The sequence below is a fragment of the Prosthecodimorpha hirschii genome, from assembly GCF_001305515.1.
In the GTDB taxonomy this organism is placed as follows: Bacteria; Pseudomonadota; Alphaproteobacteria; order Rhizobiales; family Ancalomicrobiaceae; genus Prosthecodimorpha; species Prosthecodimorpha hirschii.
The window spans coordinates 5,871,186-5,893,705 of the sequence record NZ_LJYW01000001.1 but is presented as its reverse complement, the minus strand read 5'-3'; the positions used below and the strand labels follow the sequence as shown (position 1 = coordinate 5,893,705).

Genomic DNA, 22,520 nt, shown 5'->3' with positions numbered 1-22,520 from the left:
TTCACGCGCCGGATGGCAACCATCCGGCTCGATCGAACCGGCGCGCCGTGCCAGACTGCCGCCACGGTGCCGCTGCGGGCGGGGCCCATCCGGCGAGGCGGCGCGATGCCCGACTATCTGCTCAATGCCTTCGTGACGCTGTTCGTCACCGTCGACCCGCCCGGGCTGGCGCCGATCTTCATGGCCCTGACCGCCCGGCTGCAGCCGGCCGACCGGCGCGCCGTGGCGATCCGGTCGACCATCATCGCGACCATCACGCTCCTGGTCTTCGCGGCCGTCGGCGGGCCGGTCCTGGCGCTGCTCGGCATCACCGTGCCGGCCTTCCGCATCGCCGGCGGCCTGCTCTTGTTCTACATCGCCTTCGAGATGGTCTTCGCCAAGCGCAGCGAGCGCAAGTCCGAGCAGGTGGCCCGGCCCCTGTCGGAGGACGAGATCCGCCATCTCGCCGTGTTCCCGATCGCCATCCCGCTGGTCGCCGGCCCGGGCGCCATCTCGGCGACCATCCTGGCCGCCTCGCAGGCCCCCGGCCCCATCGCGCTCGGGCTGTTTCTCGGCATCATCGTGGTGGTGGTCGGGTCCTGCCTCGCCGTCTTCATGGCCGCCGACCAGCTCAATCGCCTGCTCGGCGAGACCGGCCGCGTCGTGGTCGAACGCCTGCTCGGCCTGGTCCTCGCCGCCCTCGCCGTCCAGTTCGTCGCCGACGGCATCAAGGCGATTGCGCGGCTGCCGTGACGCGGCCCAAGGTCGAGGCGGGTCAGCCGAAGGCCGCCACAACGGTCTCGATCGGAAGGAACAAGGTCCGGCTGTCGGCCGGATACTCGATGAACTCCGCGCACCGCAGGTAGAAGAGCCGGGCGCCCTCGTCCTTGGCCTGGACCAGGACCGCACCGATGCCGATGCTCTGCGAGGCGTGCGCGATACGCCGCAGCGCATCGGCCAGCAGGTCCGCCCCGAGCCCACGGCCGGCATGATCGCGGCTGACGGCGAGCCGCCCGATCACCGAGACCGGTACGGAGTCGGGGGCATTGCGCCGCACCCGGCCCGGCGCCGCCGCCCGGTCGACCGCCCCGGCCGAAATGCAATAATAGGCGACGACCCGATTGTCGGCCGAGACGACATAGGTGCGGGAAAAGCGGCTTTCGTTCTTCAAGGCCCGCTGGCGCAGCCATTCGTTCAAGGCGGGTTCGCCGCAGTCGAAACCGGAGAGATCGTGCGCCGCGGTCAGCGGAACCGGCGCCGACAGGGCGCCGTGCGGGCGTCCGTCGCTGCCGGTCAGCTCCGCCATGCCGGCACGCGGTGCATCAGCGCGCGCAGTTTCGGTCCGGGTTCGGGCGCCCTGTCGAGCGCCTCCACGAAGGCATCGAAGCGGGCGGCGTCCAGAACGAACAGGCGCTGATCGAGCAGGACGTCGATCGCCTCGCGACGCGCACTGTCGATCATGAATTCCGTGCGCGTCTTGCCGAGGATGGCGGCGGCATCGTCGATCAGCCGACGGGTGTCCGCGCCGATGCGCAAATTGATGCTGCCCTTGGCATCGGCCCCAGCCGGGCGCGCCGCGACCGCCACATCCGCGGGCTCCATTTCGTCCGAGGGCGTGATCGGGGACTTGGCCATGCACGAAGAATGGGGCTGCGTATCCACAGTGTCAATACGACGTCGAGTCGATAGGACGATGACACCGGAGAGCGATCGTGCGCCGCCCCGTTCGCTGGCGATTGCCGTCGCTTCGACCGGCCGGATGGTGCGGGTGGAGGGACTCGAACCCCCATGCCTTGCGGCGACGGAACCTAAATCCGTTGTGTCTACCAGTTCCACCACACCCGCAGCGGGCGCACCATAGTGAGATCGGGCGGCGCTTGGAAGCCGGTTTCAGACGGTCTTCGCGCAGCGCCCGCCCCTGGCCTCGCCCCTGGTCTCACCCCTGACAACTCGTCCCCCGGCCGGTCCTTCAGACCAGCCGGCAGGCGACCGTGCCGAGGCTGCCGAAGTCCATCTCGACGCGGTCGCCGCGGGCGATCGGGATCGGCACCACGCAGGTTCCGGTAGTGACGATCTCGCCGGCCTTGAGCGGGATGCCCAGACCGGAAAGCTCGTTCGCCGCCCAGGCGAGCGCGACGCGCGGATCGCCGAGCACGTTGAAGCCGCCGCCCTCGTGCACCGGACCGCCGACGACCCGGCCCGACACCCGGTGGGCGGCGAGATCGAGGTCGCGCCACAGCGCGGGCGCCTCGGGGCCGAGCACGAATTCATGCGCGCAGGCATTGTCGGCGAGGAGTTGCGCCTCGCCGGCCTTGGTGAAATCGCGGAAGCGCGAATCGGGCAGCTCGATGGCGAGATGCAGCGCCGCGACCGCGTCGAGCACCTCGGCGACGCCATAGGGCTCCGCCCGCGGCGGCAGGTCGCGCGCCATGCGGAAGCAGAATTCCGGCTCGGCGACCGCCATCGCATTGGCGCCGAAGGGCACGTCCGCGCCGGCCGGATGGACCCGCTCGGCCAGGAGCCGCCCGATCAGCGGCCCGCCGACATTGATGTGCCGCTGCCCGGCCGCGCTGGTCGCCGCGATCTTCCAGCCGACCACCGGCCGCGCGCTCAGGGCGGCCAGAAGCGCCTGGATCCTGTAGCCTTCACGCCGATCCGCCGGCCGTTGCGCCTCCGGCAACGCCTCGAAGCGCTCGCCCGCCTGCCACGCCGCCCAGACGGTCTCCGCCGCCGCCGCCCCATCCCGCTCCATGCCGGTTCGCTCCCTCGTGCCGGTTGTTGGTGCGGGAGCCTATCCGCCCCGACGCGGCGCGCAATCCCCGCCCCGCGTGCCGACGGCGGAGGCCGGCCGGCAGCCGCGGGACCCGGCACCCGCAGGACCCGGGGGCTGCGGGACCCGGTGGCCAGGCCGGCCGCACGGCAACGCTCTTTCCCCCGCCCCGGCCGCGGACTAGTGTCCCCGAATCCCGACGCAGCCGCCCCGGAGGACCTCCGCCTTGACCGCCCGGCTCACCCATCTCGACGATAGCGGCGCGGCCCACATGGTCGATGTCGGCGACAAGAGCGTGACCCAGCGCACCGCCGTCGCCGAAGGCCACGTGACCATGCTGCCGGAGACCCTGGCGCTGATCCGCCAGGGCCTCGCCAAGAAGGGCGACGTGATCGCCACCGCCCGCATCGCCGGCATCATGGCGGCCAAGCGCACGCATGAGCTGATCCCGCTCTGCCATCCGCTGCTGCTGACCAAGGTGGCCGTGGAGATCGAGGCCGACGAGGCGCTGCCGGGCCTCCGGATCACCGCGACCGCGCGGGTCTCCGGGCAGACCGGGGTCGAGATGGAGGCGCTGACGGCGGTCTCGGTCGCCTGCCTGACAGTCTACGATATGGCCAAGGCGGTCGACCGCGGCATGGTGATCGGGGGCATCCGGCTTCTGGAAAAGTCGGGCGGCAAGTCGGGCACCTGGCAGGCCGCCTGACCGGGCAGCGCGACGCAGGCACGACGGGGAGAACGAAGGCATGGCCGGAGGATTGCTGTCGGTGGAGGCCGCCCGCGCGCGGCTGCTCGCCGGGGTCGACCCGCTCGGCGGCGAGACGGTCGCGCTCGCCGCGGCATCCGGCCGGGTTCTGGCCGCCGATCTCGCCGCCACCCGCACCCAGCCGCCCTTCGCCGCCTCGGCCATGGACGGCTATGCGCTGCGGGCCGACGACGCCGTCGCCGGGCGCCGGCTGGCCGTCATCGGCACCGCGCCGGCCGGGCGCGCCTTCGACGGCCCGGTCGGACCGGGCGCCTGCGTGCGCATCTTCACCGGCGCGCCGGTGCCGGAGGGTGCCGACACCATCCTGATCCAGGAGAATGCGCGGGTCGTCGCCGAAGGCGTGATCGAGGTCGTCGAACCGGTCGCGTCCGGCCGGCATATCCGTGCCGTCGGGCTCGACTTCCGCGCCGGCGACGTGCTGATCGGCGCGGGAACGCGGCTCGACTGGCGCGCCGTCTCGCTCGCCGCGGCCATGAACCATGCCACGTTGCCGGTGCGCCGCCGCCCGCGCGTCGCCGTGCTGGCGACCGGCGACGAACTGGTGCCGCCCGGGACCGAACCGGGACCCGACCAGATCGTCGCCTCCAACGCCTTCGGCGTGCTGGCCATGGTCGAGGCCGAGGGCGGCTTCGGCATCGATCTCGGCATCGCCGCCGACACCGAGGCGGCGATCGCCGAGAAGATCGGCGCGGCGCTGGCCGCGGAGGCCGACATCCTGGTCACGCTCGGCGGCGCATCGGTCGGCGATCTCGACCTCGTCCAGAAGACGCTCGGCGGCGCCGGCATGGATCTCGGCTTCTGGAAGATCGCCATGCGGCCGGGCAAGCCGCTGATGTTCGGCACGCTCGGGCCGATGCGCGTGCTCGGCCTGCCCGGCAACCCGGTCTCCGGCCTCGTCTGCGCGCTCCTGTTCCTCAAACCCCTGCTCAAGGCGCTGCTCGGCCTCGCCCCGGCGATCGAACCCGAGGAACCCGCCGTGCTGGCGGCGCCGCTGCCGGCCAACGACAGCCGGCAGGACTACCTGCGCGCGACCTTCGAGCCCGGCGGCGCCGTGCCGCCGCAGGTCCGGCCGGTCGACCTGCAGGATTCCTCGATGCTGAGCCGGCTCACCCGGGCCGACTGCCTGATCGTGCGCGCGCCCGGCGCCGCCCCGGCGGCGGCCGGCGAGCGCTGCCGAATCATCCGCTTCTGAAGCCATCGCCCGATACCGCGACCAGGCCCCCGTTCCGAACGACCGCGGCAGCGCCCGATGAGGGCGTATCCGGCGGTCTTCCATGCGGCCGCTCGCCCATGCGATCGTCCGGGCCGCTCAGGCAGCCTCATTTTCGCTTTTATGCGTGTCTCTTTCGTTCGTGTTCCGTTTTTACCAAAAAATTAACCCTTGTAGAACATCGAGGGAACGTGTAGCTTTGGTTCGTGATTTGTACCGGTTCATCAGAGTGTTCGGGCAGTCGTGACGGTCGATCGATCGTCTTCGCCGCCGCGATGCTGCCAAGGGGCCGGCGGTCGGATCCGAAGGGCACGAAACCTGGAAACGAAACCGAAGGCGGCCATCGATGCTGACGCGGAAGCAATTCGAGCTCCTCATGTTCATACACGAGCGGCTGAAGGAAGCCGGCGTCCCGCCCTCCTTCGACGAGATGAAGGACGCGCTCGACCTGCGCTCGAAATCGGGCATCCATCGCCTGATCACGGCCCTTGAGGAGCGCGGCTTCATCCGGCGTCTGCCCAACCGGGCGCGCGCGCTGGAGGTCGTCCGGCTGCCGGATTCGGTCGTGCCGGGCCTCGCCAGCGCCCGCAACGCCAAGGGTTTCGCCCCCTCGGTGATCGAGGGCAGCCTCGGCAAGATGAAGCCGGTCGGGCCGGCGGAGGAGAAGGCGCAGGTCATCTCGGTGCCGGTCATGGGCCGGATCGCCGCCGGCACGCCGATCGCCGCCATCCAGACCTACAGCCACGCGATCCCGGTGCCGCTCGACCTGATCTCGTCCGGCGACCATTTCGCGCTCGAAGTGCGCGGCGACTCGATGATCGAGGCCGGCATCCTCGACGGCGACACGGTGGTCATCAAGCGCTCGGAGAATGCCGATACCGGCGACATCGTGGTGGCGCTGGTCGACGAAGAGGAGGCGACGCTGAAGCGCCTGCGCAAGCGCGGCGCCTCGGTCGCGCTGGAGGCCGCCAACCCGGCCTACGAGACCCGCATCTTCGGGCCCGACCGGGTCAAGATCCAAGGCAAACTGGTCGGCCTGATCCGCCGCTATTGAGCGCCGCCGCCCGTCGAGCCCGGTGGTGCGCCGAGCCTGCGGTTCGGTGAGCCGGTGGTCCGTTGTGCCCGGTGGCCCAGACGGCCCTGGTGCCGGTCCTGCCGGTGTCCGGGGTGGCTGGAGGATCGGCTGCGCGGCGGTTTCGGTGGGCGTCTCGTCACCGGCTGGCGTAGCCCGAGATGGCGCCGTCGGAGTGGGCTTACCCCGAGATGGTGCCGTCGGGCTTGGCGTAGCCTGAACTGGTGCGGTCGGGGGGGGCGGTTCGATTACGGGGCGGCTGCGTGCCAGGGGCGCCGGCCGGCGGGGAGACTGGCGGTGATCGTCGCCTGCGGCGGGATCGGGCCGGCGGGCTCCAGATCGGGGGCGGTCTCATGGTCGTCGGGGTCGCCGGGATCGTTGGGCACGGCTTCGGGCGGCACGGATGCGGGGCGCGTCCGGCGCCCGTCCGGTGCGGGCGGCGTCGGCCAGTCGAGCGTCAGTGCGCCGGTGCGGGCCAGCATCCTGCGATCGATGACGACGGCGGTCGCCGCGCAGCCGGGCGGCGCGTCGAGCGTGGTCACCACGATGGCGGCAATCCGGCAATCCTCCTCGAAGGCGCGCGGATCGCGGACCAGGGACAGGATGCGCGGCGCGCGGCCGGAATGCTCGTCCCGGAAGGCGCAGCCGAGCGGGTCGCAGCGCCAGTCCCCGGCGAGGTCGCGGGCGGCGGTGGCGCTGCGCGGGTCGGCATCGGCGGCGAGCCAGGTCGCGGTGGTGAAGCGGTTCGCGCGCGCATCGAGGATCGCTAGGCGCCCGTCCGCCGCCCGGACCGCGATCGGCGCGCCGCCCTGGCCGACCAGGATGTCCGGCCGCACCGCGAAGGGGGCGACCGCCAGGGCCGCCGCCAAGGCGGCGAGGCCGAGACGGCGCAGCGGCGTCGTCCAAAGACAGAACCAGAGGATGCCGGCGATCGCCAGCGGCAGGCTCGCCGGATGGATGCGCCCGATCAGCCCCTGCCCGCCCGGCCAGGCCGAGACCATGCGGGCGACTGCCAGCATCGCCTCGATGCCCCAGCCCATCACGGTCAGCGGCACGATTTCGAGACCGAACGGCATGGCCAGCATGGCGAGGCAGGCGAAGGGCATGATCACGGTGCCGACGATCGGCAAGACGATCATGTTGGCGATCATGCCGTAGGGGGCCGCCCGGTGGAATTCGGCCGCGACGACCGGCGCGGTCGCCAGGCCGGCCACGAAGGAGGCCGCCGCCATGCCTTTGACATGGCCGAAGCCGCGCCGGGCCAGTTCGGCGACGACCCCGGACGCCTCGGCGGAGACCGGATCGGGCGGGCGGGCGCTGAGGCCGCGCCAGGCCGAGACCAGCGCCAGCACCGCCAGGAAGGACATCAGGAAGCTCGGCTCGACAACCGTATGCGGCTCGATCGCCATCAGGGCGAGCGCCGCGAAGGCGACGTTGCGCTGGCTGACCACCGGCCGGTCGGCCAGGATCGCCACCAGCCCGACGACGAACATCACCCAGGATCGTTCCGTCGCCACCCCGCCGCCGGACAGGAGCAGATAGAAGGTCACGGCCGCGAAGGCGGCGACCGCGGCCCATTTCTTGACCGGCCGGCGCAGCGCGATGACCGGCACCAGGGCGAGCCCGTAGCGCACGGCCGCGAAGACCCCGCCGCCGACGAGCGTCATGTGCAGACCGGAGATCGAGATGATGTGGGTCAGCCCGGAGGCGCGCAGCGCCTCGTTCGCCTCGGCCGGGATGGCGCGGGTCTCGCCGACCGTCAGCGCCGCGGCGATCGCCCCCGACGCCCCCGGCAGCGCGGCGCGGATGCGCATGGCGATGCGATGGCGCAGATCGGCGACCGCCGCCCGGGCGGCCAGCGGCCACGGCGCCGGCCCGGCCTCGGCGGCGCGGACCCGGCCGAGCACATAGCCGGCCGCCCCGCGCCCGTCGAAATAGGCCCGGCGGGCGAAATCGTAGCCGCCCGGCAGGACGGGGCCGTCGGGCGGCTTCAGCCGCGCCATGAAGGTGACGCCGGCGCCGATGACCGCAGCGGCATCGCGCCCGCGCTGCGCGGTCGCCGCGATCAGGGCCGGCGGCTCCGCGATCGGCCTGCCGCGGCTTTCCATCCGGACGACGCGCACGATCATGCGCGTGCCGCCGCTCGCCGTCGTCTCCGCCTCCGCGACCCAGCCGGTGACCACGACCGTCCGCTCGCGGTCGAGCCGCGGCGCCGCCACCCGCCAGGCCTCGAACTTGCCGGCAAGCATGCCGGCCGCCACGGCCGCCGCCAGGCTGAGCACCGCCGCCCGATGCCCGGCCCGGCGCCGGATCGTGGCCAGCGCAGCGAGGCCGGCGGCCGCGAGCGCCAGCGCGGCGAACCACGGCTCCTGCGGCAGGACCAGATAGAGGCCGGCGCCGCAGCCGAAGGCGACCACCATCCAGCAGAAGCCGGCGCCGCGGTCGAGATCGTGCTCGATCAGGGCCCCGACGGCGACCCGCAGCGCCGCCAGCCGCGGCAGGGCGTGCAGGCGCGCGAGGCCGGTGCGCACAAGGCTCCGCCGGTCGGCCGGCACCAGGGCCGGCCGAAGGTCCGTCGCGGCGGATGGCGTCCGCTCGTCCCGCACCCTCGCCCCCGTTCGATCCCGGGGCGCGCGTGCGCGCGCCCCGAACCATACAGTAGCGGTTGCCGGGGCCGGATCCCACCACCGGTTCGTCCCGAACCGCAAGGCCGCGGGTCGCGACACTCCCGTCCGACGCCCGTTCTGGTCGCCTGTTCTGGTCGCCTGCTTCGGACGCCTGTTCCCGTGCGCCTCTTTCCGTGTGCATGGCCCCGTCACGGGAACTCCGCCCGGCACGATACCCGCCGCCGTCCCGGGACCGGCCGCTCGCCCGATGCCGCGCCGTCTGGCCTGGGCCGGGTGGACCCAACCGCCGCGCCGCGTGTTGGCCGAAGGCCATGCCGGCGGAGGCCACGTTCCGGTCCCGATCTCGACGGCCTCCGGCCTGCCGCATCACCTCGGGGCGCCGCGCGCCTCCCGACTTCGGCCGCAGTTCGCCGCCAAGACCCGATCCGGCGGACCGGCCGGCCGGCGCCGCCGAAGCTCTGGCTTTTCTGTCGCGCCATGCTACAGGAACCGCCCTCGATCACGCCATCCTGGCGCGCTGCCGCGCCGGTCGGAGCCTCACGCCATGTCCGCCCCCGTCGTCACCCGCTTCGCCCCCTCGCCGACCGGTTTCCTGCATATCGGCGGCGCCCGCACGGCGCTGTTCAACTGGCTCTACGCCCGCCACACCGGCGGCAAGATGCTGCTGCGGATCGAGGATACCGACCGGGAGCGCTCCACCGAGGCCGCCATCGCGGCCATCCTGGACGGACTGAAATGGCTCGGCCTCGACTGGGAGGGCGAGCCGATCTTCCAGTTCGCGCGCATGGATCGCCATGCCGAGATCGCCCACGAACTGCTCGCGCGCGGCCATGCCTATCGCTGCTATGCCAGCCAGGCCGAATTGGAGGCGATGCGCGAGACCGCGATGAAGGAAGGCCGCCCGCCGCGCTATGACGGCCGCTGGCGCGACCGCGACCCCGCCGAGGCGCCCGAGGGCGTCCGCCCGGTGATCCGGCTGAAGGCGCCGCAGACCGGCGAGACCGTCATCGACGACCAGGTTCAGGGTCGCGTCGTGTTCCGCAACGACGTGCTCGACGACTTCATCCTGCTGCGCTCCGACGGCACGCCGACCTACATGCTGGCGGTGGTCGTCGACGACCACGACATGGGCGTCACCCACATCATCCGCGGCGACGACCATCTGACCAACGCCGCCCGCCAGACCCAGATCTATCAGGCGATGGGCTGGTCGGTGCCGGTGATGGCCCATGTGCCGCTGATTCACGGTCCGGACGGCGCCAAGCTCTCGAAGCGCCACGGCGCGCTCGGCGTCGACGCCTATCGGGCCCTCGGCTACCTGCCCGAGGCGCTGCGCAACTATCTGTGCCGGCTCGGCTGGAGCCATGGCGACGACGAGGTCTTCTCGACCGCCGAGGCGGTCGGCTGGTTCGAGCCGTCCGACATCAACCGGGCCGCGACGCGGTTCGATTTCGCCAAGCTCGAGCACCTGAACGGCATGTGGATCCGGCGCACCGCCGATGCCGACCTGCATGCCGAGGCGCTGGCGCTGATCCCCTATCTGCCGAACGGCGCCGAATTCGCGCCGCTCGCCGCGGAGCCGGCGCGCAGCCGGTTCCTGGAGGCCATGCCGGGCCTGAAGGAACGCGCCCGCACGCTGATCGAACTGCTCGACGGCGCGCGCTTCCTGATCGCCGAGCGTCCGCTGCCGCTCGACGAGAAGGCCGCGCAGTTGCTCGACGCGCCGGCCCGCGCCACGCTCGCCGGCCTGCTCGCCGCGCTGGAGCCGATCAACGACTGGTCCGCCGCCTCGACCGAGACCGCCGTCCGCGCCTATGCGGAAGCGACCGGACTGAAACTCGGCAAGGCGGCGCAGCCGCTGCGCGCCGCCCTGACCGGCCGGTCGACCTCGCCCGGCATCTTCGACGTGCTCGCCGTGCTCGGCCGCGAGGAGAGCCTCGCCCGCATTCGGGATCAGGCGGCCGCCTGACCGTCGATGCCGGCCTGCCGGACGGTGCCCCGCGCGGGCACTGTCCGCGGGCGGCAGGGTCGGCCTGGCAACCGGACCGCTTCGGCGAATAGAGCCCCCCGGCGGCCGCCGTCGCCCTTCGAACGCGCCCCGCCCGCCCCCGCCGGATCGAACCGGACAGGAACGGGCGGGATCGCCGCCTCTGGGGTCGGGGGGTCGGAGGTCCGGCCTCAGCCGAAGGTGTCGACCATCAGCGAGGCGAACCACTTCTTCATGGCATCGGCATTGTCGCCCGAGGCGCCCGTCGGGGTCTCGCTGGCGACGCCGACCGGGTTGCCGCTGACCATCTGCATGGACTTCGTACCGAGGCTCTGCCCGGTCGCCGGGTCGATGTCGGTCTGATAGCGGTAGACCGCCGTCAGCCAGGTCGCCGTGGTCGGGGTGATCGGCGTGAAGCAGGCCGAGTTGGTGACCGGCGCCGCATAGGGCGCCCGTCCGGACTCGAGCCGCAGGATCGCATCCGCGCAGATCTTGGCCTCCTGGTTGCCGATATGGCCGGCCTTGGGCTGCTTCGAATTGATCGCATCGCCGATCACGTGAATTCCCGGGAAGACCTTGGATTCATAGCTGATCTCGTCGACCAGGGCCCAGCGGCCGTTGGCCGAGAGCCCGGTCGGGCCGAGGGTGTCGATGGCGACGCGGCCGGCCTTCTGCGGCGGGATCAGGTTGACCACCTCGGCCGGCATGGTCACGGCGGCACCGCCGGCATCGAGGAGCGAGACCGTCTTCAGCTTGGGCGTGGCGGAATCCCAGGTCACGCCTTTCAACGTCACACCCGGATAGTATTCGATGATCGTCCGGTAGGTCTCCGAGAAGGCCTTGCCGAAATTGACCGGCTCCGCGATGATTTTGGCATTGGCGTCGAGCACGATCAGCTTCGATTTCGGCCGGTTGGCCTTGAGCCAGCCGGCGATCGCGCAGGCGCGCTCGTAGGGTCCGGGCGGGCAGCGATAGGGCGCCGCCGGGATGGTCATCACGACTCGGTTGCCGTTGGTCAGGGCGACCAGCTGCCGACGCAGTTCGGTCGTCTGCGGGCCGGCCTTCCAGGCATGCGGAACGGCCGCCAGGGCCTGATCGGCGGTCAGCCCGCGCGCCGCGATCGTCAGCGCCGAATAGTCGAAATCGATGCCGGGGGCGAGAATCAGGCGCGCATAGGGGTAGGTCCGCCCGTCCGCCAGCCTGACGACGCGGTTTGCCTTGTCGACCGCCGCCACCTGGCCCTGCACCACCGTCACGCCGAGGCCGGCCAGCTTGGTGTAGCGGTAGGTCAAGGCGGCCAAAGTCGTCTCGCCGGTCAGCACCTTGTTGGACAGGATGCAGGAGACATAGGCGGCGTTGGCGTCGATCAGGGTGACGCGGACGTCGAGACCCGACGCGGCGCCCCAGAGCTTCAGATACTTGGCGGCGGTGGTCCCGGCCATGCCGCCGCCGACCACGACCACGTTCACGATCGCGGCACCGAAGGCGGGCATCAGCCCGGTCAGCCCCATGGCCGAACCGGCTGCGAGAGAGGCGATAAACTGTCGGCGATCCATGCGAGCCCCCGTCACTTCGAAGCCAGATACTTGGCGATGAGATCGATTTCGGCCCGCGTATAGGCACGCGCATGGACCGCCATCAGGTCCTTCTCAGGCTCCTTGCCGGGCGTCATCCGCGCCATTTCCAGCATTTCGCCGGTGATCTCCGACGCGCTCTTTCCCGCCAGGCTGCTGAAGCCGGGTCGCGGCTGGCCGTTGGTCGCATGGCACTGCATGCAGTTGGACGCCAGCAACCGCCCGTCATTGGGGCCTGCGGTCTGCGCCGCAGCCGCCGAGGCGCTGATCGTCAAACCGGCGGCCAGGATGGTTCGCAAGAAGGACAAGGCCATCTCCTGTGTAAGCGACATGTAATTTAGGGTCTGCTTATATATTGTCATCAAACGGACAGGACACCGCAAGTGCGTAGTAATCAGTATTCACCATAGAAGCTCGACAATTATCGACGATTTGTTTGATTACCATTGCGTTAATCGACAATTTTAAATTTGCCATTCGCAGAATATTACAGAGATTCGCGCGCCTTTATTCTTCCGGCATCGACAGACCCGCCGGTGCCCCGCGCTGCGGCCATGCGCGTGCAGGCTCTTCGGCAACGCACAAATGGCGGCTGTCATCCGTCGATTTTTCGGCTAGCATCCTCCCGCACCGCATCATCCCTTCGGCGCGCTTGTCGCTCCCGCACAAATGGGCTACGGGGACCGGTGTCGGTTTCCGGCGTCCGGACGTGGCGGATGGTCGCAGCCCTTCGGGCGGGCGGACCGTTATCCCACCGGCACCGAAACCCTCGTCCTGCCACGCTTTCCCGGATTGCCGGCCTGGCCGTCATCCGGGTCCGGAGCGTCCCTCACCGAGCGATACCGACCTCACGGGGATTGCCGCATGACCGATAAGAACGCCAGCTTTGCGCTCGGCAATGAGACCTTGTCCTTCCCGATCAAGGACGGCTCGATCGGGCCGAGCGTGATCGACATTTCGAAGCTGTACGGCGCTTCGAAAATGTTCACCTACGACCCCGGCTTCACCTCGACCGCATCCTGCGAGTCGAAGATCACCTATATCGACGGCGACGAGGGCGTCCTCCTCTACCGCGGCTATCCCATCGAACAGCTCGCCGAGCACACCGACTTCCTCGAGACCTGCTACCTGCTGCTCTACGGCGAACTGCCGACGGCGGACGAGAAGGAAGACTTCGTCGGCCGCGTCACGCGCCACACCATGGTGCATGAGCAGATGAACCGCTTCTACAGCGGGTTCCGTCGCGATGCCCATCCGATGGCCGTCATGGTCGGCACGGTCGGCGCCCTGTCGGCCTTCTATCACGACTCGCTCGACATCACCGATCCGTTCCAGCGGATGGTCGCGTCGATCCGCATGATCGCCAAGATGCCGACCATTGCGGCGATGGCCTACAAGTATTCGATCGGGCAGCCGTTCATCTATCCGAAGAACGACCTCGATTACTCCTCGAACTTCCTGCGCATGTGCTTCGCCATTCCGTGCGAAGAGTATGTCGTCAACCCGATCCTGTCGCGCGCCCTGGATCGCATCTTCATCCTGCATGCCGACCACGAGCAGAACGCGTCGACCTCGACCGTCCGTCTGGCCGGTTCGTCGGGCGCCAATCCGTTCGCGTGCATCGCGGCCGGCATCGCCTGCCTGTGGGGTCCCGCCCATGGCGGCGCCAACGAGGCGGCGCTCGACATGCTGACCGAGATCGGCACGCCGGACCGCATTCCGCACTATGTCGCCCGCGCCAAGGACAAGAACGATCCGTTCCGTCTGATGGGCTTCGGTCACCGGGTCTACAAGAACTACGACCCGCGCGCCAAGATCATGCAGCAGACCTGCCACGACGTGCTGAAGATCGTCGGCAATCCGGACGATCCGCTGCTGCAGGTGGCGATCGAACTGGAGCGGATCGCGCTGCACGACGAGTATTTCATCGAGAAGAAGCTCTATCCGAACATCGACTTCTATTCGGGCATCACCCTGAAGGCGATGGGCTTCCCGACCTCGATGTTCACCGTGCTGTTCGCCGTCGCGCGCACCGTCGGCTGGATCGCGCAGTGGAAGGAAATGATCGAGGACCCGTCCCAGAAGATCGGCCGTCCGCGCCAGCTCTATACCGGCGCCGTGCGCCGCGATGTCACCGCGGTCGCCGATCGCGGCTGAGCCCGACGGCACAGGTTCGAAGGATCGAGGGCGTCCCGCGAGGGGCGCCCTTCGTCTTTGGGGCCGGTGCAATGCCGCGCGCCCTGCCCTTGCGCCGGCCGGCCGGTCGCCATCGAAGCCAGCACGGGATAGGTCCGAAGAGCGGCCGGGATCGGCGCCCCGCTCGCCGCTGGCGCCCGCCGGCGCCCGCAGGCGGCCGACAATCCGCGCGCGGGGGTCCGGACGCGCGATCCGATCTGACCGGGTCGGAGGATGCTCAGAAGGGCCTTGTTCGCGCCGGCCTTTCCGCCCGGAGCCGATCGCGCGCCCCGGTGCTTGCGCTACGGCAGGCGGAGGGTGCGGCGGGCGATCACGTCGAGCACCGCCGCCGCAGCGGCTTCCCCGGGGCGGCGGCCGTCCGGCAGGGCCATCCGGGCCTCCAGTTCGGCGAAGGCGGCGAGTTGGTCCCGCCGCTCGGGGCCGTCTGCGAAGAGCGGCACCAGGGCGTCCGCGAGGGCATCGGGCGTGCAGTCCCGATCGATGAATTCCGGCACGGCGCGGCGGCCGAGGATCAGATTGGGCAGCAGCGCGGAGCGGACCGGAACGATCGGCTTCAGCGCCGGCGGAATGTCGATGAAGCGCACGACGCGCCGGCCGAGCCAGTCGAGCCGGTAGGCGGCGACCGTCGGGATGGCGGCCGCGGCCAGTTCCAGCGTCACCGTGCCGGAGGCCGCCAGGGCGAGGCCGGCGTCCCGGAACGCGGCCGCCTTGTCGTCCGGGCCGACGAGGCGCGGCACCACTGGCCAATCCGCGGCCAGACGCTCGATCTCGCCGCGCAGATGCGGCACAGCCGGCAGGACCGCGTCGAATGCCAGGCCGCGCGCCTTCAGACGGCCGAGCGTCGCGCCGAAGACCGCCATCAGGCGGCCGATCTCGGAGCGCCGGCTGCCGGGCAGGACGAGCAGCATGGGCGGCCGTTCCGGCGCGAGCGACCGGGCCCCGCGCAACGCGGCGAGCCGCTCCAGCACCGGATGGCCGACATAGACGGTCGACGGCCCGCCCAGGATGCGGTGCACCTCCGGCTCGAACGGCAGGATGGCGAGCAGGCGGTCGGCGAAGCCGGCGAGCTTGCGGGCGCGCCCGGCCCGCCAGGCCCAGACCGTCGGCGAGACATAGACGACGATCGGCACGTCGGGCCGGGCCGCCCGCAGGCGATGGGCGACGCGATGGGTGAAATCGGGGCTGTCGATCAGCACGACGACATCGGGATCGGCCGCGATCGCCGCGTCGGCCGTGCGCCGGATGCGCTCGATCAGGGTCGGCAGCCGCGCCAGCACCGGACCGATGCCCATGACGGCGATGTCGGCCATCGGAAACAGGCTCGTCAGGCCCGCCGACGCCATGGCCGGCCCGCCGACGCCGGTGAAGGCGGCCGCGCCGCCGGTGGCATCGGCAAGGCCGCGCATCAGGCGCGCCCCGAGTTCGTCGCCGGAGGATTCGCCGGCGACCAGGAACACGCGCGGCGCCGAAGCGCTCATGACCGGGCGCCCTTGGCCTTCCCGCCCGTCGGCTTGCCGTCCTTCGCCGGCCCGCCTCGAGGCTGCCCGCCCTGAGGCTGCCCGCCCCGGGGCTGGCCGTCGCCGGACTGCCCGCCGAGCGCCGCGGACGACAGCGCGAAGCCCATCAGGAACAGGCCGAGGCGGTCGGCCAGTTCGATCATCAGATCCTCGTCGACGACCAGCGTCGACCCGGCCTCGACGGCGATGCCGGCAAGGCCTGCGGCGGCCGCATTGCGCACGGTCGCAGGCCCGACCGCCGGCAGATCCAAGCGGGTATCCTGGCCCGGCTTCAGGCATTTCACGAGAACGCCGTTCGAGCCGGTGAAGCCGGTCTGGCGGCGCTCGGCGGCGACCCGTTCCAGGAGATTGTCGGTGCCGCGCTGGTCCTCGCGCGCCATCACCTGCCCGTCCGAGGCGACGCAGGCCTGCCCCTTGTCGCGCCGGCCGAGTTCCTTGGCGGCCCGGTAGGCGACCAGCACATCGGCGAGGTCGCCGTCGGTCGGCCGATAGCGGCCGTAAAGGCCCGAGCGCGCGATCATCGACGGGATCACGTCGGCGGGCTGCACGATGGTGAAGCCGCGCGCCTCGACCATGCGGGCGACCTTGCGCAGCACGGTGTCGTCGCCGTCCTGCAGCATGCGCCAGTGGCGCAGCACCTCCCAGAGACCGACCAGGTCGACCTCGCGCCAGGTCGGCATGCGGCGGTCGGCGAGCATGCCGAGGATCAGCAGATCCTGGGCCTTGAAGGTGCGCATGATCGAGAACAGCTTGCCGAGCTGTCCGCGCTTGACCCAGGTATGGGGGAAATCCTCGATCTCGGGCGAGGCCTCGCCCTCGATGCCGACCACCAGCACCGGCCGGCCGGCCTCCATGACCTGCTCGGCGGCGATCAGCGGGAAGTCACCCCCGCCGGCGAGAATCACCAGGGGGCGCGGTCCGGCGGGTTCCGCGGCGCGCTTGGCCATGGCGGCTCACGCCTCCCGACCGGCCCGGGGCATGCACAAGGCCCGATCGCCGCCCGCGCGCACGAAATCGACCACCTCCATGACCAGGGGCTCGTCGGCAAACATCGCCGCGACGTCGCCGACGCGCTCCATCAGCGTGCCCTCGTCGGAGAACAGCATGCGGTAGGCCGCGCGCAGCTTGTGGATGCTCTCCCGCTCGAAGGCGCGCCGGCGCAGGCCGACCAGGTTGAGCCCGCCGAGCCGGGCGCGGTCGCCGAGCGCCGAGCCGTAGGGGATGAGGTCGTTCTCCAGCCCCGAAAGGCCGCCGAGAAAGGAATGCGGCCCGATCCGCACCCACTGATGCACGGCCGAAAGCCCGCCCAGGATGGCGTGATCGCCGACCGTGACATGGCCGGCGAGCGTGGCGTTGTTGACCAGGATGACGTTGTTGCCGACGCGGCAGTCATGGGCGACATGGGCGCCGACCATGATCAGGCAATCCTCGCCGATCGAGGTCAGCATGCCGCCGCCCTCGGTGCCCGGATTGATCGTCACCTGCTCGCGGATCACCGTGCGGGCGCCGACCGTGACCCGGCTCGGCTCGCCGCGATATTTCAGATCCTGCGGCGGATGGCCGATCGAGGCGAAGGGGTAGATCTTCACGCCCGGCCCGAGTTCCGTGCGTCCGGCCAGGCTGACATGGCTGACCAGTTCGACACCGTCGGCCAGCACCGCTTCCGGGCCGACGACGCAGAAGGGTCCGACCACGACACCGTCGCCGAGCCGCGCCCCGTCCTCGACGACCGAGGAGGGATGGATGCGTGCTGTCATGCTCAGTCCTTCACCAGCATCGCGCTGAGTTCGGCCTCGGCCACCAGCGTGTCGCCGACCTTGGCCTCGCCGCGGAACCACCACATGTTGGCGCGGCTCTTGAGCTTGGTCATATGGTAGCGCACCTGGTCGCCCGGAACGACCGGCTTGCGGAATTTCGCCCGGTCGATGGTCATGAAATAGACGACGCTGGGTGCGCCGCCCTTCATGGTCGCCGCCACGCACATGGCGCCGGCGGTCTGCGCCATGCCCTCGATCAGGAGCACGCCGGGAAAGATCGGCCGCCCGGGGAAATGGCCCATGAACTGCGGCTCGTTGATCGTGACGTTCTTGATCCCGACGCCGGACTGGTCGCCGTCCATGTCGACGATCCTGTCGACCATCAGGAACGGGTAGCGGTGCGGGAGCAGTTCCAGAAGCCGCTGCAGGTCGGCGGATTCGAGCGTGGTCACCGTGGTTTCGGTCATCGCGTCTATCCCTCTTGCTCTTGCCCTTCGGCGGCACCCGTCGGGGTGCGCCCGGGGCGTCGTTCGGCCAGCCGCTTGAGGCTGGCAATCTCGCGGGCCCATTGCGTCATCGGCCGGGCCGGCGTGCCGCCGATCCGGGCCCGGGGCGGAACGTCGCCGGTGACGCCGGACTGGGCGCCGATCTGGGCGCCGGCGCCGACGCGGACATGGCCGACCAGGCCGGCCTGCCCGGCCACCACGACGAAATCCTCCAGCGTGGTCGAGCCGGAGATGCCGACCTGGGACACGATCACACAATGGCGTCCGATCACCACGTTGTGGGCGATCTGCACCAGGTTGTCGATCTTGGTGCCCTCGCCGATGATCGTGTCGCGCGTGGCGCCGCGGTCGATCGTGGTGTTGGCGCCGATCTCGACATCGTCCTGCACGACCACCCGGCCGATCTGCGGCACCTTCTGGTGGCCGCGCGGCCCCATCGCGAAGCCGAAGCCGTCCTGGCCGAGCCGGGCGCCGCCATGGATGGTCACCCGGTTGCCGATCAGGCTGTGAATCAGCGTCGCGTTCGGGCCGATATGGCAGTTGCGGCCGATGCGGCAGTCATGGCCGATCACCGTGCCGGCGCCGATCGTCGTGCCGGTGCCGATCTCCGCCCGGGCGCCGATCACCGCGCCGGGCTCGACCGTGACGCCCGGTTCCAGCCGCGCCGAGGCATGGATATGCGCACCTTCCGAGATGTGCCCGGCATGACCGCCATAGGCACCCTCGAGACGGTAGGCGGCCGGATAGAGCCTGGCCAGCACGGTCGCGAAGGCCCGATAGGGCTCCGCCGTCTCGATCGCGGCCACATCGCGCGGCACGCGGCCGACGAAGCGCGGGTGGACCAGGCAGGCGGTCGCGTGAGTCGCGGCGAGCTGGCCGAGATATTTCTGATTGTCCAGGAAGGCGAGATCGCCGTCGCCGGCCGCATCCAGCGGCGCCACGCCCGAGACCGTCACATAGGCCTGGGCCGGATCGACCAGTCGTCCGCCGCACCAGGCCGCGATTTCCTCGAGAGCCACGGCGCGCGGGCGGGGAAAGAAGGCGGGATCGGGCATGAGGCGCTGGGTTCCGAAGGCGGGATGCGGAAGGATGATCCGGGACTGCGGCGAGGCAGGAACGGGCGGGCAGGCTTGGGCCGGACCGGAGGCCTGAGCCAAGCCCCCCGTCGCCCCCCGGCCCGATGGCCGCCTTGCGTGCCGCATCCCCTGCGGGACAGGCTCGGGCCCGCGAACCCCGGCCGGAAGACGGACTCTCCTACCGCATTTCAAATCCGGATGGAAACAGCCGCTGCCGAGAATCCTCAGCCGACGGTCTGCGGGGGCGCCGGGGGCCGCCGGACCGGAGGCCCGCGCGGGGACGACCGTCCCCCGCGCGCGGTCCGGAAGGACCATCCCGGCCGGACTCGCGGGCCGGCCGATGCCGTCGCAACCGCCCTGCCCGCCGCTCTCGTCCCGACCAAACGTGATCGGCAGCGCGCCGCAGCATGTGGGGCGCGGCCGGGAGGGGGACTATCCGGCCGAGGCCGTGCTCGATCTGGAGAGCACATGGGCGGTGACGAGACGGCTGCTGGTCGACGGCCTGCCGGACGACGGCCTGCTGGACGACGGCGTCGCCTGGGAGCACCGGTAGACGTGCGGGTCGCGGCTTTCCCGCCTTTCGTCCGCACCTGTACCCGCCGCGCCCTTGCCGGCCGGCCGGCCGGTGCCATATGGGGAGGACCCGACCAACCGGACCCGACCCGCCTTGAGCCTCGATCCGCCGATCACCGCCCTGCTTCTTGCCGCCCATGGCGACGGGGGCGACTGGAAGCGCAACGACAGCGTCCGGGCGGTCGCCGAACGGCTGGCGCGGCGGCTCGACCTGCCGGTCGACTGGGCGGTGCTGAAGGAGCCGGAGACCTTCGCGGCGGCGCGGACGCGGCTCGGGGCGGCGGCGGAGGGTACCGTCGCGGTCTATCCCTTCTTCATGGCCGACGGCTATTTCGTGCGCGAGCGGCTGCCGCAGCGGCTCGCGGCCTCCGGCTTCGCGACGGTCGAGCGGCTGACCCCGTTCGGCCTCGACCCGCGCCTGGTCGACCTGATCGAGCATCGCCTGCGCGCCGTGGCGGCGCTGCAGGGCGGCCGGGTGCCGGCGGATTTCCGCATCCTGATGGTCGCGCACGGCTCCGGGACCGGGCAGCCGGCCTCGCGCCAGCGCGCCGAGGCGGTGGCGGCCGAACTCGGCTGGCGCGGGCTCGGCTCGATCCATCTCGGCTTCATCGAGGAGGCACCCTTCGTCGGCGAGGCCTTCGCGGCGGTCGATCCGGAGATCGTGCTCGGCTTCTTCGCCTCCGAGGGCACCCACGCGCTCGACGACGTGGCGACGCTGGTCGCCGAACGGCCCGGCATCCTGCACCATGTCGCGGCGATCGGCACCGACCTGGAGGTCGCCGATCTGGTCGCGCGGGCGGTCGAGGATTGCATTTCGCGCAAAGCGGGCTAAGAACAACGCCAATGCGCGCGGCAGCGATGCCGCGCCGTCGGCGTTTGGGCCGAAGGCGGCCTCTCTCCGCCACGCCGCACGCCGCCCCTTTCGCGACCGCCGGACGCCGTATCGCGACGGCCAGGGCCCATCGCCAGGACGCTTCCCCATGACCGACTCCGCACCGATCGCCGGGATCACCGCCGATCCGGCCGCCGCCCCGAAAGTCTCGTTCGTCAGCCTGGGCTGCCCCAAGGCGCTGGTCGACAGCGAGCGCATCATCACCCAGTTGCGCGCCGAGGGCTACGAGCTGTCGCGCAGCCATGCGGGCGCCGACGTGGTAGTCGTCAACACCTGCGGCTTCCTGGACAGTGCCAAGGCGGAGAGCCTCGACGCGATCGGCAAGGCGCTGGCGGAGAACGGCAAGGTCATCGTGACCGGTTGCATGGGCGCCGAGCCGGCGCAGATCCGCGACGCCTTTCCGGACGTGCTCGCGATCACCGGCCCGCAGGCCTATGAGAGCGTGGTCGGCGCCGTGCATGCCGTCGTGCCGCCGGCCCACGACCCGTTCGTCGACCTGATCCCGCCGCAGGGCGTCAAGCTGACCCCGCGCCACTACGCCTATCTCAAGATTTCAGAGGGTTGCAACAATCGCTGCAGCTTCTGCATCATCCCCAAGCTGCGCGGCGATCTGGTCTCGCGGCCGGCCGCCGAGGTGCTGCGCGAGGCCGAGAAGCTGGTCAAGGCGGGGGTCAAGGAGATCCTGGTGATCAGCCAGGACACGTCGGCCTACGGGCTCGACCTGAAATATGCCGAGAGCCCCTGGAAGGACCGTTCGGTCAGGGCGAAGTTCTTCGATCTGGCGCGCGAACTCGGCGATCTCGGCGCCTGGGTCCGCATGCACTATGTCTACCCCTACCCGCATGTCGACGAGGTCGTCGCCCTGATGGCCGAGGGCAAGATCCTGCCCTATCTCGACATCCCGTTCCAGCACGCGGCCCCGAAGGTGCTGAAGGCGATGCGCCGGCCGGGCAACCAGGAGAAGACGCTCGACCGGATCGCCGCCTGGCGCGCCATAGCGCCCGATCTCGCGATCCGCTCGACCTTCATCGTCGGCTTTCCGGGCGAAACGGAAGAGGATTTCCGCTTCCTGCTCGACTGGCTGAGCGAGGCGAAGCTCGATCGCGTCGGCTGCTTCAAATACGAGCCGGTCGCCGGCGCCCCGGCCAATGCGCTCGGCGATCACGTGCCGCGCGAGGTGCAGGAGGAGCGCTGGCACCGCTTCATGAAGCACCAGCAGGCGATTTCCGACCGCCTGCAGCGCGCCCGCGTCGGCCGCCGCGTGCCCGTCATCATCGACGAGGCCGGCCCGACCGTCGCCAAGGGCCGCACCAAGTGGGACGCGCCCGAGATCGACGGCACCACCTATGTGGCCAGCTGCCGCCCCCTGCGCGCCGGCGAGATCGTCACCGTCAAGATCGAGCGCGCCGACGCCTACGACCTGCATGGAACCGCCGTCGGCTGACATGCGCCGTCGACTGACTTGCGCCTTCGGCCATCGGGCACCTCGTAGAAGCGCCTTGCGGGCCACCACTCACGCCGCGCCGCCCCGATGGCGCGGCGCCCCCGGTAGACCTTTCCGGGATCCGGGACCCGCCGGCCCGCCATTCTGACGGCGGGGCGCAGAGCCGGACGGCGGTCGCAGCCGTCATCGCCAACAGACCGAAGTGGCCAGGCCCCGCCTCCGATCCGGACGCGGGGCTTTTTCATGCCAGCGCCCCGACATCCAGGCCGTTTCGCGCCCCCGTCGCGAACCGAGGTGCGGACACCGCCGCGGGGCATCCCACACACGAAAAAGGCCGCCCTCGCAAGGCCCCGCCTCCGATCCGGACGCGGGGCCTTTTTCATGCCCGCACACCGACATCCGGGCCGTTTCGCGCCCCCCCGCCGCGAACCGAGGTGCGGACAGCGCCACCGGGGCATTCCCCGCACATGAAAAAGGCCGCCCTCGCCAGGCCCCGCCTCCGATCCGGACGCGGGGCCTTTTCATGCCCGCACCCCGACATCCGGGCCGTTTCCCGCCCCCGTCGAGAACCGAG

At 70.9% G+C, this 22,520-nt stretch carries 20 protein-coding genes and 1 tRNA gene; 9 read left to right on the top strand and 12 right to left on the bottom strand.

The window, feature by feature from the left end; genetic code table 11:
- The first annotated feature begins 105 nt into the window (after positions 1–105).
- Entirely contained in the window at positions 106–732 is a 627-nt protein-coding gene (locus ABB55_RS25865; protein WP_054362302.1) for a MarC family protein, read from the top strand.
- Positions 733–754: 22 nt separating this feature from the next.
- On the opposite strand, the gene ABB55_RS25860 is transcribed toward ABB55_RS25865, so the two are convergent.
- The 4 genes from ABB55_RS25860 to ABB55_RS25845 form a co-directional block, all read right to left on the bottom strand.
- Positions 755–1,285: a GNAT family N-acetyltransferase gene (locus tag ABB55_RS25860; protein WP_054361403.1), complete on the bottom strand. Its 531-nt coding sequence runs from the start codon at positions 1,283–1,285 to the stop codon at positions 755–757.
- The gene (locus tag ABB55_RS25855) at positions 1,273–1,614 is read right to left on the bottom strand and encodes a type II toxin-antitoxin system TacA family antitoxin (RefSeq protein WP_054361402.1); all 342 of its coding nucleotides are present in this window, start codon (positions 1,612–1,614) and stop codon (positions 1,273–1,275) included. The genes ABB55_RS25860 and ABB55_RS25855 overlap by 13 nt, the downstream gene beginning before the upstream one ends.
- Before the next feature lie 125 nt (positions 1,615–1,739).
- Positions 1,740–1,824: transfer RNA gene (locus tag ABB55_RS25850), tRNA-Leu, on the bottom strand.
- Between the two features lie 124 nt (positions 1,825–1,948).
- Positions 1,949–2,731: a 2-keto-4-pentenoate hydratase gene (locus ABB55_RS25845; protein WP_054361401.1), complete on the bottom strand. Its 783-nt coding sequence runs from the start codon at positions 2,729–2,731 to the stop codon at positions 1,949–1,951.
- A gap of 244 nt (positions 2,732–2,975) precedes the next feature.
- Here ABB55_RS25845 and moaC point away from each other — a divergent pair, with 244 nt between their 5' ends.
- From moaC to lexA, 3 genes are all read left to right on the top strand, one after another.
- Positions 2,976–3,455, top strand: a complete 480-nt coding sequence (moaC, locus tag ABB55_RS25840) for a cyclic pyranopterin monophosphate synthase MoaC (protein WP_083463955.1) — start codon at positions 2,976–2,978, stop codon at positions 3,453–3,455.
- A gap of 40 nt (positions 3,456–3,495) precedes the next feature.
- Complete coding sequence (locus ABB55_RS25835) at positions 3,496–4,707, top strand: molybdopterin molybdotransferase MoeA (protein WP_054361400.1); 1,212 nt, start codon at positions 3,496–3,498, stop codon at positions 4,705–4,707.
- A gap of 364 nt (positions 4,708–5,071) precedes the next feature.
- A complete protein-coding gene (gene lexA, locus ABB55_RS25830) occupies positions 5,072–5,779 on the top strand; it encodes a transcriptional repressor LexA (protein WP_054361399.1) in 708 nt (235 codons plus the stop codon).
- Positions 5,780–6,045: 266 nt separating this feature from the next.
- Here the strand turns inward: lexA and ABB55_RS25825 are convergent, their stop codons facing one another.
- Positions 6,046–8,328: a ComEC/Rec2 family competence protein gene (locus tag ABB55_RS25825; RefSeq protein ID WP_054361398.1), complete on the bottom strand. Its 2,283-nt coding sequence runs from the start codon at positions 8,326–8,328 to the stop codon at positions 6,046–6,048.
- A gap of 640 nt (positions 8,329–8,968) precedes the next feature.
- Between ABB55_RS25825 and gltX the strand changes: the two genes are divergently transcribed.
- The gene (gene gltX, locus ABB55_RS25820) at positions 8,969–10,393 is read left to right on the top strand and encodes a glutamate--tRNA ligase (RefSeq protein ID WP_054361397.1); all 1,425 of its coding nucleotides are present in this window, start codon (positions 8,969–8,971) and stop codon (positions 10,391–10,393) included.
- A 209-nt stretch (positions 10,394–10,602) separates the two neighbouring features.
- On the opposite strand, the gene ABB55_RS25815 is transcribed toward gltX, so the two are convergent.
- Together ABB55_RS25815 and ABB55_RS25810 are read right to left on the bottom strand one after the other, a co-directional pair.
- Positions 10,603–11,967, bottom strand: a complete 1,365-nt coding sequence (locus ABB55_RS25815; RefSeq protein WP_083463954.1) for an FAD-dependent oxidoreductase — start codon at positions 11,965–11,967, stop codon at positions 10,603–10,605.
- Between the two features lie 11 nt (positions 11,968–11,978).
- Positions 11,979–12,284, bottom strand: coding sequence for a c-type cytochrome (locus ABB55_RS25810; RefSeq protein WP_152982192.1), 306 nt, complete (start codon positions 12,282–12,284; stop codon positions 11,979–11,981).
- 565 nt (positions 12,285–12,849) lie between these two features.
- On the opposite strand from ABB55_RS25810, the gene gltA reads away from it, so the two are divergent.
- A complete protein-coding gene (gene gltA, locus ABB55_RS25805; RefSeq protein ID WP_054361394.1) occupies positions 12,850–14,142 on the top strand; it encodes a citrate synthase in 1,293 nt (430 codons plus the stop codon).
- Positions 14,143–14,462: 320 nt separating this feature from the next.
- Here gltA and lpxB read toward each other — a convergent pair whose 3' ends face one another.
- The 5 genes from lpxB to lpxD are packed head-to-tail and all read right to left on the bottom strand — an operon-like array spanning position 14,463 to position 19,016.
- The gene (gene lpxB, locus ABB55_RS25800; protein WP_054361393.1) at positions 14,463–15,659 is read right to left on the bottom strand and encodes a lipid-A-disaccharide synthase; all 1,197 of its coding nucleotides are present in this window, start codon (positions 15,657–15,659) and stop codon (positions 14,463–14,465) included.
- The gene (locus tag ABB55_RS25795; protein WP_054361392.1) at positions 15,656–16,645 is read right to left on the bottom strand and encodes an LpxI family protein; all 990 of its coding nucleotides are present in this window, start codon (positions 16,643–16,645) and stop codon (positions 15,656–15,658) included. Before ABB55_RS25795 ends, lpxB begins: the two co-directional genes overlap by 4 nt.
- A 6-nt stretch (positions 16,646–16,651) precedes the next feature.
- Positions 16,652–17,455, bottom strand: a complete 804-nt coding sequence (lpxA, locus tag ABB55_RS25790) for an acyl-ACP--UDP-N-acetylglucosamine O-acyltransferase (RefSeq protein ID WP_054361391.1) — start codon at positions 17,453–17,455, stop codon at positions 16,652–16,654.
- Positions 17,456–17,457: 2 nt separating this feature from the next.
- Entirely contained in the window at positions 17,458–17,922 is a 465-nt protein-coding gene (gene fabZ / locus ABB55_RS25785) for a 3-hydroxyacyl-ACP dehydratase FabZ (protein ID WP_054361390.1), read from the bottom strand.
- Positions 17,923–17,927: 5 nt separating this feature from the next.
- The gene (lpxD, locus tag ABB55_RS25780; RefSeq protein ID WP_054361389.1) at positions 17,928–19,016 is read right to left on the bottom strand and encodes a UDP-3-O-(3-hydroxymyristoyl)glucosamine N-acyltransferase; all 1,089 of its coding nucleotides are present in this window, start codon (positions 19,014–19,016) and stop codon (positions 17,928–17,930) included.
- A gap of 361 nt (positions 19,017–19,377) precedes the next feature.
- Here lpxD and ABB55_RS30025 point away from each other — a divergent pair, with 361 nt between their 5' ends.
- The 3 genes from ABB55_RS30025 (at position 19,378) to rimO (ending at position 21,946) form a co-directional block, all read left to right on the top strand.
- Positions 19,378–19,590 (top strand): hypothetical protein, encoded by a 213-nt coding sequence (locus tag ABB55_RS30025; protein ID WP_152982191.1) that lies wholly within the window; start codon positions 19,378–19,380, stop codon positions 19,588–19,590.
- A 114-nt stretch (positions 19,591–19,704) separates the two neighbouring features.
- Positions 19,705–20,442 carry a sirohydrochlorin chelatase gene (locus ABB55_RS25775; protein WP_054361388.1) on the top strand — a complete coding sequence of 246 codons (738 nt, stop codon included), beginning with the start codon at positions 19,705–19,707 and terminating at the stop codon, positions 20,440–20,442.
- A gap of 148 nt (positions 20,443–20,590) precedes the next feature.
- Positions 20,591–21,946, top strand: a complete 1,356-nt coding sequence (gene rimO / locus ABB55_RS25770) for a 30S ribosomal protein S12 methylthiotransferase RimO (RefSeq protein ID WP_054361387.1) — start codon at positions 20,591–20,593, stop codon at positions 21,944–21,946.
- Positions 21,947–22,520: the final 574 nt, after the last annotated feature.

Excerpts from the sequence above, each read along its gene's own strand:
- ABB55_RS25865 (WP_054362302.1), top strand. The coding sequence starts at position 106 with ATGCCCGACTATCTGCTCAATGCCTTCGTGACGCTGTTCGTCACCGTC.
- ABB55_RS25860 (WP_054361403.1), bottom strand. The coding sequence starts at position 1,285 with ATGGCGGAGCTGACCGGCAGCGACGGACGCCCGCACGGCGCCCTGTCG.
- ABB55_RS25855 (WP_054361402.1), bottom strand. The coding sequence starts at position 1,614 with ATGGCCAAGTCCCCGATCACGCCCTCGGACGAAATGGAGCCCGCGGAT.
- ABB55_RS25845 (WP_054361401.1), bottom strand. The coding sequence starts at position 2,731 with ATGGAGCGGGATGGGGCGGCGGCGGCGGAGACCGTCTGGGCGGCGTGG.
- ABB55_RS25835 (WP_054361400.1), top strand. The coding sequence starts at position 3,496 with ATGGCCGGAGGATTGCTGTCGGTGGAGGCCGCCCGCGCGCGGCTGCTC.
- lexA (WP_054361399.1), top strand. The coding sequence starts at position 5,072 with ATGCTGACGCGGAAGCAATTCGAGCTCCTCATGTTCATACACGAGCGG.
- gltX (WP_054361397.1), top strand. The coding sequence starts at position 8,969 with ATGTCCGCCCCCGTCGTCACCCGCTTCGCCCCCTCGCCGACCGGTTTC.
- ABB55_RS25815 (WP_083463954.1), bottom strand. The coding sequence starts at position 11,967 with ATGGATCGCCGACAGTTTATCGCCTCTCTCGCAGCCGGTTCGGCCATG.
- gltA (WP_054361394.1), top strand. The coding sequence starts at position 12,850 with ATGACCGATAAGAACGCCAGCTTTGCGCTCGGCAATGAGACCTTGTCC.
- lpxB (WP_054361393.1), bottom strand. The coding sequence starts at position 15,659 with ATGAGCGCTTCGGCGCCGCGCGTGTTCCTGGTCGCCGGCGAATCCTCC.
- ABB55_RS25795 (WP_054361392.1), bottom strand. The coding sequence starts at position 16,645 with ATGGCCAAGCGCGCCGCGGAACCCGCCGGACCGCGCCCCCTGGTGATT.
- lpxA (WP_054361391.1), bottom strand. The coding sequence starts at position 17,455 with ATGACAGCACGCATCCATCCCTCCTCGGTCGTCGAGGACGGGGCGCGG.
- fabZ (WP_054361390.1), bottom strand. The coding sequence starts at position 17,922 with ATGACCGAAACCACGGTGACCACGCTCGAATCCGCCGACCTGCAGCGG.
- lpxD (WP_054361389.1), bottom strand. The coding sequence starts at position 19,016 with ATGCCCGATCCCGCCTTCTTTCCCCGCCCGCGCGCCGTGGCTCTCGAG.
- ABB55_RS30025 (WP_152982191.1), top strand. The coding sequence starts at position 19,378 with ATGCCGTCGCAACCGCCCTGCCCGCCGCTCTCGTCCCGACCAAACGTG.
- rimO (WP_054361387.1), top strand. The coding sequence starts at position 20,591 with ATGACCGACTCCGCACCGATCGCCGGGATCACCGCCGATCCGGCCGCC.